The sequence below is a fragment of the Salimicrobium album genome, assembly GCF_900107115.1.
In the GTDB taxonomy this organism is placed as follows: Bacteria; Bacillota; Bacilli; order Bacillales; family Halobacillaceae; genus Salimicrobium; species Salimicrobium album.
In genome coordinates this window covers 90,981-104,293 of sequence record NZ_FNOS01000001.1, presented here as the reverse complement: position 1 = coordinate 104,293, position 13,313 = coordinate 90,981, and the positions used below count along the sequence as shown (strand labels likewise).

The window sequence follows — 13,313 nt, the reverse complement described above, 5'->3', positions numbered from 1 at the left end:
CAGGAATGAGACAGAGTAAAATGCTAGTTCCCACGTTAAAAGAAAATCCGGCTGAAGCTGACATAGCAAGTCACCAGCTTCTGGTAAGAGCAGGTTACATAAGGCAGCTGGCCTCGGGCATTTATACGCTTTTACCCTTAGGTAAACGCGTGTTGACGAAAATAGAGACTGTCATAAGGCAAGAAATGGATCGCGCAGGGGCCCAGGAAATGCTGCTTTCCGCTTTACAGCCCGCCGAACTTTGGCAGGAAAGCGGGAGATGGTATACGTACGGATCTGAATTGATGAGAATGAAAGATCGTCATGACCGGGAATTTGCCCTTGGTGCAACTCATGAAGAAGCGATGACAAGCATCTTACGTAATGAGGTGGGCACTTACAAAAAACTTCCGATGACTTTGTATCAGATTCAGAATAAATTCAGGGATGAAAAGCGACCAAGATTCGGACTGTTACGCGGTCGTGAATTTTTAATGAAAGATGCCTATTCATTTAATGAGTCCTTTGAGAGCCTGGATCAGAGTTATCAGAACATGTATGATGCCTACTGCCGTATTTTCGAACGGCTTGGATTGAACTACCGGGCAGTAATAGCCGATTCGGGGGCCATGGGCGGAAAAGAGACTCACGAATTTATGGTTCTTTCTGAAGTGGGAGAGGACGTTATAGCCTATTCGGATACTTCCAAATACGCCGCTAACGTAGAAATGGCTCCGGTAACGAAAGTGTATGAAAAATCTGTGGAAACTCCCGGAGAAATGGAAAAGGTTTCTACACCTGACAGGAAAACGATGCAGGAAGTAGCTGATTATCTCGGTCATGAACTGGAGCGGGGATTGAAGTCCATTATGTTTGAAGTGGATGACGAGTATGTTCTCGTAGTCACCCGGGGGGATCATGAAGTAAATGACGTTAAAGTGAAAAACTTCATGGATGCGAAAGTGGTAGATTTGGCTACGGAAGAAGATACGGTCCGGCTTATGGGAACAGGTTTCGGTTCCCTCGGCCCCGTCGGTGCTCCGCAAGAAGTGAAAGTGGTTGCGGATTATGCAGTGGAACCTCTTGTAAACGTCAGTTGTGGTGCGAATGAAGAAGGGTACCATTATAAAAATGTAACTCCCGGGAAAGATTTCGTGCCGGATAAGTATGCTGATATGCGTTTTGTCGAGGAAGGTGATCCCTCTCCTGACGGGGAAGGGGTAATCAAGTTCGCCCGCGGTATTGAAGTCGGTCATGTGTTCAAGCTGGGCTCCTTTTACGCCGAGAACATGGGCGCCACTTTCCTGGATAACAGCGGAAAGTCCCGGACGATGGTGATGGGTTCCTACGGAATCGGCGTATCCAGAACGCTGGCTGCCATGGTGGAACAATTCCACGACGACAAAGGCATCGTATGGCCGAAACAGGCAGCTCCATACCTGGTTCATATCCTGTCCCTCAATCCTAAAAAAGAAGAACAGCGCGTGCTTGCCGACAATATTTACGCAGATCTTCTTGATGAGGGGATCGAGGTACTGTACGATGATCGTCCGGAAAGAGCCGGAGTAAAATTTGCAGACAGTGACCTTATCGGTATTCCCCTGAGAATTATTGTAGGGAAACGGGCAGGTGAAGAAATCGTGGAAGTGAAAATGAGAAATGAGGAAAGCAAAACGGAAATTGCCCGTTCCTCGCTTATGGATGAAATTAAAAATCTGCTGGCATAAAATGAATACCCCTGCTCATCCGGCAGGGGTATTGTTGCCGTGAGGGAGGAAGAAAATTTGAGCGTCAATAATCAGGAGAAAATGCATTACCTGATCGAACAGCTGCAGCTGCCGGAGGATATACGGAGTTATTTCAGGGATAGTGAACTGGTGAAACTTTCTGTCTACAGAAAAGAAAAGCGCTGGCATTTCCACTTTCACTTTCCGACCCCGTTGCCTGCGACAGTATATGATTTATTCACTTCAACTCTTCAATCGACGTTCAGTTCACTGGCTCACGTAAGCTGGGAAACACAGGTGGAAGCCTCTTTCGATGAGGAGGCCATCCTTGACTACTGGAAATTATTCACGAATAAAATGACAAAGCTTTCTCCTGCTTATAAAGACTATGTATGCGAACAAAAACCGGAAGTTAACGGTAACAGAATTATGTTAACATGCAGAAATGAAGCAGAAGGGGAAGCGATGAAGAAGAAACTTCAGGAAGCATTTCAGGAGTACTGTAAAGAGGCAGGCCTCCCTTCGTGTCAGATCAGCGTTCGTCTCGAAGAGCAGGGAGAAGCGGTAACGAAATTTAAAGAAGAGCGAAAGCAGGAAGATCAGCTGCTCGTCCAGAAAGCTGTTAAAGAAAAAGAGGAGAAAGAGAAAGTCAAAGAGTCGGAGGGTCCCAAAGGTCCGGTGGAAATCGGTTATAAAATACAGGAAGAGGCCGTACCGATGTCTTCCATTGAAGAAGAGGAGCGCCGTATTGTGCTTCAGGGATATATTTTTGACGCTGAAGTAAAAGAATTGCGGTCCGGCCGTCATCTTCTTCTTCTGAAAGTGACAGATTACACCGATTCATTTTCTGTGAAAATGTTTTCCCGCGGAGACGACCAGGCTGTAATCTTCAAACAGGTGAAAGCCGGAATGTGGGTGAAAATGCGCGGGGGGATCCAGACTGACAACTTTACAAACGAACTTACTATGATGGCGAACGACATCATTCAGATCAAAGTGAAGGAACGTGAAGATACAGCCCCTGAAGGAGAAAAAAGGGTGGAACTGCACGCTCACACGACGATGAGTCAAATGGACGCCCCTGTTTCTCCTTCCGCACTCATTAAGCAGGCGGCAGACTGGGGTCATGAAGCGGTTGCCATTACGGATCACGCCGCAGCCCAGGCTTTTCCTGAAGCGCACGCTGCCGGGGAGAAGAACGATATCCAGGTCATTTATGGGCTGGAAGCGAATCTCGTTAATGACGGGGTCCCCATTGCTTATGAGCCCAGGGACCGTCCGTTGAAGGATTCGGTATATGTGGTGTTCGACGTGGAAACTACGGGGCTTTCAGCCGTTTACGATAAAATCATTGAACTTGCTGCTGTGAAAATCGAGGAAGGCGAGATTGTGGATCGGTTCGAATCATTCGCCAACCCGCATCAGCCATTGTCGGAGACCACTGTGGAACTGACCGGGATTACCGACGATATGGTAAACGATGCTCCTGAAATTGAAAAAGTACTTAATGATTTCAAAGAGTGGGCCGGAGAAGATATTCTCGTTGCTCACAATGCAAGTTTCGATATGGGATTTTTGAATACGGGATACGAATCGGTGGGAATCAGTAAATCTCAGAACCCGGTCATCGACACGCTCGAGCTGGCCAGATTCCTGCTCCCGGATCTTAAGAACCATCGGCTGAATACGTTGTGCAAAAAGTTTGATATTGAACTCACCCAGCATCACCGGGCTATTTATGATGCGGAAGCAACAGGATACCTGTTGTGGAAGCTGGTTAAAAAGACGATGGACGAAAAAGAAATATATAACCACAAAAATTTAAACGACTATATGGGGGAAGGAAAAGCTTATCAGCGTTCGAGACCGAGCCACTGCATCATACTTGCTAAAAATGATACCGGACTGAAGAATCTTTACCGTCTCATATCGGAATCGCATATCGATTATTTTTACAGAGTCCCTCGCATCCCCCGTTCCCGGCTCACTATGCACCGGGAAGGCCTAATTGTAGGTTCCGGATGCGACAAAGGCGAACTTTTTGAAACGATGATGCAGAAATCCGAAGAGGAGGCCGAGAAGGTGGCTGAATTTTATGATTACATAGAAATTCAGCCGGTGGGTAATTACGCCCATCTCATAGAAAAAGATATTCTTCAGACGGAAGCTCAGGTGTACGACATTCTGAAAAAGCTTACCGCCCTCGGTGAAAAACTGAATAAACCCGTAGCGGCTACCGGAAATACCCATTATATTAATGAGCGCGATAAAATTTACAGACAGGTTCTCATCTCTTCCCAAAGCGGAAACCCGCTGAGCAGGCAGACGCTTCCTGAGGTGCATTTCAGAACGACGAATGAAATGCTTGAAGAATTTTCTTTTCTGGGTGAAGAGAAAGCGAAAGAAGTTGTCGTTACCAATACGAACAAAATAGCGGGGCTCATGGAAGAAGTCCACCCTGTGAAAGAAAATTTGTACACACCTAATATTGAAGGGGCAGATCAGGAAATTCGGGATATGTCCTACAATAAGGCTCGAAGTATTTACGGAGATGAGCTGCCCGAACTTGTCGTAAACCGATTGGAAAGGGAACTCGAAAGTATTATCGGAAACGGATTTGCTGTAATTTACCTTATCTCTCAAAAGCTGGTGACTAAATCACTCAGCGACGGTTACCTCGTAGGGTCGAGGGGGTCTGTCGGTTCTTCATTCGTGGCTACCATGACAGACATTACGGAGGTCAACCCGCTCCCTCCGCATTACGTATGTCCGTCCTGCAGACATCATGAGTTCTTCTCGGACGGCAGTGTCGGCAGTGGTTTTGATCTTGAGGACAAAGCCTGTCCCGAATGCGGAACTCCATACGTCAAAGACGGTCAGGACATACCTTTCGAAACATTCCTCGGTTTCAAAGGCGATAAAGTTCCCGACATTGATCTGAACTTTTCCGGGGAGTATCAGCCGAGAGCTCACGATTACACGAAAGAACTGTTCGGGGAGGAGAAAGTATACCGGGCCGGTACTATCGGCACGGTAGCTGAAAAAACGGCTTACGGATTTGTGAAAGGGTACGCGTCGGATCATCAGTTGCAGTATAAAAATGCCGAAGTCGACAGACTCGTTCAGGGATGTACAGGTGTGAAGAGAACTACCGGACAGCACCCCGGAGGTATAATAGTGGTTCCTGATGACAAGGATATTTATGATTTTTCACCAATCCAATTCCCGGCGGATGATACCGATTCTAATTGGCGTACCACTCATTTCGACTTTCACTCTATTCACGATAACCTGTTGAAACTCGATATCCTCGGTCACGATGATCCGACCGTTATACGTATGCTTCAGGATCTATCAGGCATCGACCCGAACGATATACCGGTGGATGATGAAGAAGTGATGAAAATTTTCAGCGGTCCTGATGTTTTAGGTGTCACTTCCGAGCAGATCAACTGTAAAACGGGGACTCTTGGCGTGCCGGAGTTCGGAACGAAATTCGTACGTCAGATGCTTGAAGATACAAAACCGAAAACATTTGCGGAACTTGTTATCATCTCAGGACTTTCCCATGGCACTGATGTCTGGCTCGGGAACGCTGAACAGCTGATCAGCGACGGCATATGCACACTTCCGGAAGTGATCGGCTGCCGTGATGATATAATGGTCTATCTTATGCACAAAGGTCTTGAACCGGGTCTTGCGTTCAAGATTATGGAGTTCGTACGTAAGGGTCGGGGTCTTGAAGATGAATGGATCCAGGAAATGAAGAAGCACGGCGTGCCGGACTGGTATATCGAGTCCTGTAAGAAGATCAAGTACATGTTCCCGAAAGCACACGCTGCTGCCTACGTATTGATGGCAGTTCGTATCGCATACTTCAAAGTGCATTATCCCGTTTATTTCTACGCTGCTTATTTCACAGTGAGAGCGAGTGATTTTGAACTGGATACAATGGTTAAAGGTTCCGGAGCTATCCGGAGCCGTATAGAAGACATTCAGCAGAAAGGGCTGGATGCGACTCCTAAAGAAAAGAATCTTATGACAGTTCTCGAAATTTCACTTGAGATGTGTGAACGTGGTTACAACTTCGGGAGTGTGGATCTCTACCGCTCCACCGCTTCGGAATTCATCGTCGACGGGAATACCCTCGTTCCTCCGTTTAATGCGGTCGACGGCCTTGGAACAAACGCGGCGATCAATATTGTGAAAGCCAGAGAAGACGGTGAATTTTTATCGAAACAGGATTTGAGGGAAAGGAGCCGTATCTCCAAAACGGTACTTGAGTATTTGGACGATCATGGATGCTTATCAGACATGCCTGATGAGAACCAGCTCTCTCTGTTCTAGGCAAGTTGCGTACCGGAGCCAATTATGATATATTAATTATGGTTGGAAACGTGATAGCAAGCAGGGAAAAGAGTGGGGATACGCCCACTCTTTTGTTTCTATTTTTTATGAGCTTCTCCCTGCTTATTGCTGCCGCTATGATAATGATCATAGCGGTTTCTCATGAGAAAAAGAAAATATAGCGTAAGGAGGTCGTGTGGTTGAGTCAGGACGTAATTAAAGTAACAGAACAATTAGTCATGCCGATCTTACAGGATCTTAATGCAGAATTAGTCGATGTAGTATTTGAAAAAGAAGGAAAGAACTGGTTTCTACGCGTTTTTATTGATAAAGAAAATGGTATTGATATTGAAGAATGCGGGATCGTCTCCGAGAAGTTGAGTGAAAAACTTGATGAAGAAGACCCTGTTGATTCCCCTTACTTCCTCGATGTTTCTTCTCCTGGTGCAGAAAGACCGCTTAAGAAGAAAGAGGATTTCGAGAAGTATGTCGGAGAATACGTCTACATGAAGCTTTATGAGCCCGTAGAAGGGGAAAAAGAATTTGAAGGAACACTCAGAAGTTTCCATGATGAAGTTGCTGAGGTTGAAATAAGAATAAAAACGAGAAGAAAGACGCTGGAAGTGCCGTTTAATAAGATAGCCAAAGCACGACTGGCAGTTACGTTTAATTAATAAAGGGGTGGATTCAGGTGAGTCAGCAATTGTTTGATGCCATGAATTATTTGGAAAAAGAAAAAGGCATCGATAAGGATTTTCTGCTCGAGGCGTTGGAAGCTGCTTTGATTTCAGCATATAAAAAGAATTTTAATGCCGCTACAAACGTTCGCGTAAGTATAAATGAAGAAGAAGGCGCTATGAAAGTTTTTGCTCAAAAAACAGTAGTGGATGAAGTGGAAGATAACCAGCAGGAAATTTCCACTGAAGAAGCAAAGGAAATCAACCCTAACTATGAAGCCGAAGATGTTGTGGAAGTGGAAGTGACTCCCGCAGATTTCGGAAGAATAGCCGCTCAGGCTGCCAAACAGGTAGTGACCCAGCGAGTCAGGGAAGCGGAACGCGGAATTATTTACGGAGAGTATGTCGATCGCGAAGAAGATATTATGAACGGCATTATCCAAAGGAAAGACAACCGGTTCGTCTACGTAAATCTCGGTAAAGTGGAAGCCCGGCTTCCCGAGGGAGAACAGATGCCGAAAGAAACGTACAACGTCCATGAACGTCTTAAAGTTTATGTTACAAAAGTGGAAAACAATAATAAGGGTCCACACGTTTATGTTTCGAGAACGCATCCGAATTTACTGAAGCGTCTCTTTGAAATGGAAGTGCCGGAAATATACGACGGGACAGTAGAAGTGACGTCTGTGGCACGTGAAGCCGGAGACCGCTCTAAAATTTCCGTATATGCGGAAGATCCGGAAATCGATCCGGTCGGCTCCTGTGTCGGTCAGGGCGGTCAGCGCGTACAGACTATAGTGGATGAGCTTAAAGGCGAAAAAATAGACATTGTACAGTGGTCGGAAGATCCGGTTGTATATGTCACTAATGCACTCAGTCCTTCCAAAGTACGTAAAGTCATCGTCAATGAAGAGGAACAGGCAACGACGGTGATCGTGCCGGATTATCAGCTCTCGCTTGCTATAGGTAAAAGAGGTCAGAACGCCAGACTGGCGGCTAAATTAACCGGGTGGAAGATTGACATTAAAAGTGAATCGGAAGCTCTCGAAAACGGCCTTCTTGATGATGACAGCGACCTGGAGGAAGAGGCGGCGGATAATCCTGATCCTTTGGAAGAGTGATAAGGAGAAAGGGGAATATTCATGCCTAGACAGAAAAAAAAGACACCTTTACGAAAGTGTGTAGTAACCCAGGAAATGAAGCCGAAACAGCAGTTGATTCGCGTAGTTCGCAATAAAGAGGGAGAGGTCTTCGTAGACCCGACCGGTAAAAAGAATGGCAGAGGTGCCTACATTTCTAAAGATCTGTCTGTAATCAATACCGCAGAAGAACAGGGAATGCTCGCAAGGCATTTGAACACGGGCATCGATTCCGAGGTGTTCGAACAGTTAAGAACACAAGTGACCGAAATTGAGTAAAGGTACCTATCTGGATTTTCTCGGACTGGCAATGAGAGCCGGTAAAATAACGGTGGGGGAAGAATCCATCGTAAAAGACATCCAGTCGAAACGTGCGAAACTAGTATTAGTTGCCGCAGATACCGGGAAACAGACAAAGAAAAAGCTGAATGACAAATGCAGCTATTATCAAATCCCGATTTTCGAAGTGGACGATCGTCAGACGATCTCGCAGGCAATAGGGAAATCGGGACGAGTTGCGATCGCAGTTACGGAGAAAGGTTTCGCCAAAAAAATGCAGTCGTTACTCGAGGAAATTAATCGGGGGTGAAAGTATGAGTAAAATGAGAATTTACGAATACGCCAAAAAGAACAATGTAGAAAATAAAAAAGTGATCGAAACACTTAATGAAATGGGGATGGACGTTACGAACCACATGGTTGCCATAACGGAAGAAACCCAGCAGCAACTGGATAAAACGTTCAACCCTTCTTCCGGTCAGGAAGAAAAGCCTGCTGAGAATAAGCAGAAAAGCACAGAGAAAAAGCCTAAGAAAAAGAAAAGCAATAATAAAAAAGCGAAAAATAAACAGGAAGCTCACAAACAGCAGGAGAGAAAACCAAAAAGTAAAAACGAGACCCCTTCAAAAGTATTTTACGAAGGCACACTTACGGTGAGCGAACTTGCGGAGAAGCTGAACAAGGATTCTTCCGAAATATTGAAGAAACTTCTCCTTATGGGAGTTATGGCCAATAAGAACCAGACTCTCGACAGCGATACGATTGAACTGATCGGTGACGAGTTCGGTGTGGAGGTCGAAGAAAAAGAAGCGGTGGACGAAACCGATATCGAAAACCTCACCTTCGAAGATAACCCGGAAGACCTTGAAGAACGTCCTGCCGTTGTAACCATAATGGGTCACGTTGACCACGGGAAGACTACTCTCCTTGACTCGATCCGTAATACGAAGGTCACTGCAGGAGAAGCAGGGGGAATTACGCAGCATATCGGAGCGTACCAGATCGAAGAAAACGATAAAAAAGTTACATTTCTAGATACGCCTGGACACGCGGCATTTACAAGTATGCGTTCCCGTGGTGCGCAGGTAACGGACATAGCGATTCTTGTCGTTGCAGCTGATGACGGCGTAATGCCGCAGACGAGAGAAGCAATTTCACATGCTAAAGCAGCTGAAGTACCGATTATCGTTGCCGTTAACAAAATGGATGTGGAAGGTGCGAATCCTGATCGTATCATGCAGGAACTAATGCAGTTCGAACTGGTTGCCGAAGATTACGGCGGAGAGACGATTTTTGTGAAGATGTCCGCGCTTGCAGGAGAAGGAATAGAAGACCTGCTGGAAATGATTACATTAGTTTCCGAAATGGAAGAACTTAAAGCCAACCCTGCACGTCCTGCGTTCGGAACAGTCATCGAAGCCGAACTTGATAAAGGGAGAGGACCTGTCGCAACACTTCTTGTACAGAATGGAACTCTCAACGTCGGAGATTCCGTAGTTGTAGGTAACACTTACGGCCGCGTGCGTGCCATGGTCAACGATATCGGCCGCCGGGTGAAAGAAGCTGCTCCTTCTACACCAGTGGAAGTGACGGGACTTAATGACGTACCTCATGCAGGAGATCGTTTCCTCGTCTTTGAAGATGAAAAGAGAGCCAAGTCTATCGGTGAGGCACGTAAACAGCAAAAAATTGAAGAAGAAAGACGATCGACCCAGAAAGTCAGTCTCGACGATCTTTTTGAACAGATCCAGCAAGGTGAGTTGAAAGAGATCAATCTTATCCTTAAAGCCGATGTTCAGGGATCGGTCGAAGCTCTGGCCGGTTCTCTTGAAAAGATTGAAGTTGAGGATGTGAAAGTTAACATCATCCATACCGGAGTAGGAGCCATCACAGAGTCTGATGTTTCCCTCGCTGCCGCCTCCAGCGGAGTTATTATCGGATTCAACGTTCGACCGGACGGTAACGCAAGAAAGGCTGCCGAAGGCGAAAACGTTGAAATCAGACTCCATAATGTAATTTACAAAGCTATTGAAGAAATTGAGGCCGCTATGAAGGGAATGCTCGATCCTGAATTCGAGGAAAAAATAATCGGTCAGGTGGAAGTCCGCGAAATCTTTAAAGTTTCAAAAATCGGTACCATCGCAGGTTCTTATGTTACGGACGGTAAAATCAACCGGAACGCTGGCGTACGCGTCATCCGTGACGGTGTCGTAATCTTCGAAGGTGAGATTGACCAGCTGAAACGGTACAAAGATGATGCTAAAGAAGTAGTGCAGGGTTATGAATGTGGTATAACCGTCAAAAACTTCAACGATATAAAAATCGGAGATATCATTGAACCATTCGTCATGGAAGAAGTAGAACGAACGTGATTGTAAGTGCAGAGATTGATGGAATGATACACGGTGCCCAATCGCTCAAAGAAAAAAGAGCGGTTCTGCGCCGTGTGCAATCCAGGATTCAAAACGAATTTAACGTCTCTGTGAGCGAAATCGATCACCAGAATCTCTGGCAACGGACCAAAATTGGAGTTGTCACCATCTCGTACGATTATAAAAAAGCGGAACAGACCATTCAGAAAGTGTTACACTTTATTGATTCTTTTCCGGAATTTGAACGAATGGATACCTTTCTGGAACGTCTTTAGGAAAGCGGGTGAAGAAAGATGAGTGAAATGAGAGCGAATCGTGTAGCAGAGCAGATCAAAAAAGAACTCGGGGACATTATCAGTAAAAAGATAAAAGACCCGCGTATAGGTTTTGTGACTGTGACAGATGCGGAAGTAACCGGAGACCTGCAGCAGGCAACTGTATACATTACCGTGCTCGGTGGTGAACCTGAACTTCAGGATACGCTTGCAGGACTGGGCAAAGCCAGAGGGTTCATACGCTCTGAAATTGGAAAGAGAATCCGTTTGAGGAAAACACCGGAAATTACTTTCGAAATTGACGAAGCAGTAGAACGCGGAAACCGCATCGAGTCCCTGTTGAACAATCTGAACGACACGAATAACACGTAACCCCGGGTTCTCAAAAACCGGGGTTACATTTATAATTGGAGGGGAACAGGAATATGGATGGTATTTTTCCATTATGGAAACCCAAAGGGTTAACTTCCCATGACTGTGTAGTGAAGGTAAGAAAAGTAGCCGGAACGAAAAAAATCGGTCACACCGGTACGCTGGACCCTGAAGTCGAAGGGGTATTACCGCTGTGTATCGGCAAAGCGACTAAGCTCGTTCCTTTTCTTACTGATACAGAAAAAACTTACGAGGCAGTTATTTCTCTCGGCACGGCTACGGAGACAGAAGATGCCTGGGGAGAAGTGATCGACACGGCTGAAGTACCCGATATTTCCGATCACTATATACAGAAGGTTCTGAAGGATTTTCAGGGAGACATTACGCAGGCGCCCCCCATGTATTCGGCGGTTAAAGTAAATGGCAGGCGATTGTACGAATATGCGAGGGAAGGTATGGAAGTGGAAAGACCTGAACGGCAGGTGACGATTCACGAACTGCATTGGATGGAGAGAGTGAGCAGGGAATCGTTCAGAGTGAAAGTGGTCTGCTCCAAGGGAACTTACATAAGAACGCTTTGCGTGGATATAGGAAAAGCTCTCGGGCTGCCTGCACACATGAAGGAATTAACGAGGACCGGTACCGGGGATTTTACCGAAATCGACTGTGTAAGACTCGAAGATCTGGACAGAGATAAACTGAACAATGGGCTGCTTCCGATGAAGAAAGCCGTCCCTCATTTGCCTGAGTGGGAGGTCACGGAAGAAGAGGCATCTCTTATCCGAAATGGTCAGAGATTTGATCGCCCGGCCAACTGGAGTGCAGGAGAAATTCACGTCGCTGTTCATAAGGGAGAGCTGCTTGCTCTGTATCATGACCACCCTGATAAACCGGGCCTGATAAAGCCGATCCGCGTACTTAAACAGTAATAAATGAAGCAGGTGAGAAAGTATGAAAGTGTTTCGATTGGATAACCGTACCAGTAGTGTGAAAGAGCAGGTGGAGACCAGCGTAACAGCTGTCGGTTTTTTCGATGGTGTGCATACAGGTCACCGCAAAGTAATGATGAAAGCGAAAGGAATAGCAGAGAAAGAAGGCAGGAAGTGGGGAGTGATGACTTTCGATCCTCACCCTTCAGTAGTATTGAAGGGAGTGGAAAATGCCCAATACTTAACCCCTTTGCCGGTGAAAGAAAAGCTAATAGAAGAATTGGGAGCCGATTACCTGTTCATTGTACCATTTACGAAGGAACTGGCATCTTTGAGTCCGCAAACGTTTGTGGATGAGTATTTTGCAGGACTATGTATCGCTCATGTAGTAGCAGGATTCGATTTTTCATTCGGGCATAAAGGAAAAGGTAATATGGAAATCATCGATCAGCTGGCTGATGGCCGATTTACATCTTCCACCGTCGAGGAATTCCAGGAAGATAGCGAAAAGGTCAGTTCCACCCGGATAAGAAAACTGCTGGACGAAGGAGAGGTGATTGCGGCCAATGAACTTCTCGGTCGCAGCTACGTAATATACGCAAAGCCGGCCGGGGCAGGGGAACTGGAGATACCCCTCTATTATCATCATCCCGAAGACGGAGAATATGAAGCAGAGGTTGATGGTGAGAGAGGGAAGGTAATGGTGAAAGGAAGCAGAATTGAATGGAAAGACGGACGTAACAAGAGCAATGGGGATGTGCCTGTCCGTTTTCTTAAAGAATTGCGAAAATGACCCAAAAGGTTGCATTTTTTCTTTCAGTTTTGTATGATTTAAATTGAACCTTCGCTAGGCGCTTCGACTCACCGACGATCGCTTGGGGCAAGGGAATGAATTAATTTTAGGAGGTGGAGCTGTAATGGCTTTAACTAAGGAACGTAAAAACGAAATTATCGAACAGTACAAGACTCACGAAAATGATACAGGGTCTTCGGAAGTTCAAATCGCAGTTTTAACAGAGCAAATCACTACACTGAACAACCATTTGCGTTATCATAAACATGATCATCATTCCCGTCGCGGACTGTTGAAAATGGTCGGTAGACGTCGTAATCTGTTGAGCTATCTACGTAATAATGATATTAAACGTTACCGTGAGTTGATCCAAAGTCTTGGTCTGCGTCGCTAACGTACAGGTAAAAGCGGGAGGGATCCCGCT

12 protein-coding genes are annotated in these 13,313 nt (G+C 45.9%); all 12 read left to right on the top strand.

Annotation, left to right across the window (positions count from 1 at the left end):
• The first annotated feature begins 5 nt into the window (after positions 1 to 5).
• The 12 genes from BLU03_RS00505 (at position 6) to rpsO (ending at position 13,283) form a co-directional block, all read left to right on the top strand.
• Positions 6 to 1,706 carry a proline--tRNA ligase gene (locus BLU03_RS00505; protein WP_093104856.1) on the top strand — a complete coding sequence of 567 codons (1,701 nt, stop codon included), beginning with the start codon at positions 6 to 8 and terminating at the stop codon, positions 1,704 to 1,706.
• Positions 1,707 to 1,763: 57 nt separating this feature from the next.
• The gene (locus tag BLU03_RS00500) at positions 1,764 to 6,053 is read left to right on the top strand and encodes a PolC-type DNA polymerase III (protein ID WP_076570650.1); all 4,290 of its coding nucleotides are present in this window, start codon (positions 1,764 to 1,766) and stop codon (positions 6,051 to 6,053) included.
• Positions 6,054 to 6,253: 200 nt separating this feature from the next.
• Positions 6,254 to 6,727: a ribosome maturation factor RimP gene (rimP, locus tag BLU03_RS00495; RefSeq protein ID WP_093104853.1), complete on the top strand. Its 474-nt coding sequence runs from the start codon at positions 6,254 to 6,256 to the stop codon at positions 6,725 to 6,727.
• Between the two features lie 17 nt (positions 6,728 to 6,744).
• Positions 6,745 to 7,851 (top strand): transcription termination factor NusA, encoded by a 1,107-nt coding sequence (gene nusA, locus BLU03_RS00490; RefSeq protein ID WP_040609073.1) that lies wholly within the window; start codon positions 6,745 to 6,747, stop codon positions 7,849 to 7,851.
• Positions 7,852 to 7,872: 21 nt separating this feature from the next.
• Positions 7,873 to 8,148, top strand: a complete 276-nt coding sequence (gene rnpM, locus BLU03_RS00485) for an RNase P modulator RnpM (protein WP_093104850.1) — start codon at positions 7,873 to 7,875, stop codon at positions 8,146 to 8,148.
• On the top strand, positions 8,141 to 8,458 hold the full coding sequence (locus BLU03_RS00480) for a YlxQ family RNA-binding protein (protein ID WP_008587825.1): 318 nt from the start codon (positions 8,141 to 8,143) through the stop codon (positions 8,456 to 8,458). Before rnpM ends, BLU03_RS00480 begins: the two co-directional genes overlap by 8 nt.
• 4 nt (positions 8,459 to 8,462) lie before the next feature.
• Positions 8,463 to 10,520: a translation initiation factor IF-2 gene (gene infB / locus BLU03_RS00475; protein ID WP_093104847.1), complete on the top strand. Its 2,058-nt coding sequence runs from the start codon at positions 8,463 to 8,465 to the stop codon at positions 10,518 to 10,520.
• The gene (locus tag BLU03_RS00470; RefSeq protein WP_076570429.1) at positions 10,517 to 10,795 is read left to right on the top strand and encodes a DUF503 domain-containing protein; all 279 of its coding nucleotides are present in this window, start codon (positions 10,517 to 10,519) and stop codon (positions 10,793 to 10,795) included. Before infB ends, BLU03_RS00470 begins: the two co-directional genes overlap by 4 nt.
• A gap of 18 nt (positions 10,796 to 10,813) precedes the next feature.
• A complete protein-coding gene (gene rbfA, locus BLU03_RS00465; RefSeq protein ID WP_008587819.1) occupies positions 10,814 to 11,167 on the top strand; it encodes a 30S ribosome-binding factor RbfA in 354 nt (117 codons plus the stop codon).
• 53 nt (positions 11,168 to 11,220) lie between these two features.
• A complete protein-coding gene (truB, locus tag BLU03_RS00460; RefSeq protein WP_093104844.1) occupies positions 11,221 to 12,096 on the top strand; it encodes a tRNA pseudouridine(55) synthase TruB in 876 nt (291 codons plus the stop codon).
• 22 nt (positions 12,097 to 12,118) lie between these two features.
• On the top strand, positions 12,119 to 12,889 hold the full coding sequence (locus BLU03_RS00455; protein WP_076570435.1) for an FAD synthetase family protein: 771 nt from the start codon (positions 12,119 to 12,121) through the stop codon (positions 12,887 to 12,889).
• A gap of 124 nt (positions 12,890 to 13,013) precedes the next feature.
• Entirely contained in the window at positions 13,014 to 13,283 is a 270-nt protein-coding gene (rpsO, locus tag BLU03_RS00450; RefSeq protein WP_008587812.1) for a 30S ribosomal protein S15, read from the top strand.
• The last annotated feature ends 30 nt before the right edge of the window (positions 13,284 to 13,313 follow it).

Coding starts and splice junctions, on each gene's coding strand:
- BLU03_RS00455 (WP_076570435.1), top strand. CDS start 12,119: ATGAAAGTGTTTCGATTGGATAACCGTACCAGTAGTGTGAAAGAGCAG.
- infB (WP_093104847.1), top strand. CDS start 8,463: ATGAGTAAAATGAGAATTTACGAATACGCCAAAAAGAACAATGTAGAA.
- rpsO (WP_008587812.1), top strand. CDS start 13,014: ATGGCTTTAACTAAGGAACGTAAAAACGAAATTATCGAACAGTACAAG.
- rnpM (WP_093104850.1), top strand. CDS start 7,873: ATGCCTAGACAGAAAAAAAAGACACCTTTACGAAAGTGTGTAGTAACC.
- truB (WP_093104844.1), top strand. CDS start 11,221: ATGGATGGTATTTTTCCATTATGGAAACCCAAAGGGTTAACTTCCCAT.
- rbfA (WP_008587819.1), top strand. CDS start 10,814: ATGAGTGAAATGAGAGCGAATCGTGTAGCAGAGCAGATCAAAAAAGAA.
- BLU03_RS00505 (WP_093104856.1), top strand. CDS start 6: ATGAGACAGAGTAAAATGCTAGTTCCCACGTTAAAAGAAAATCCGGCT.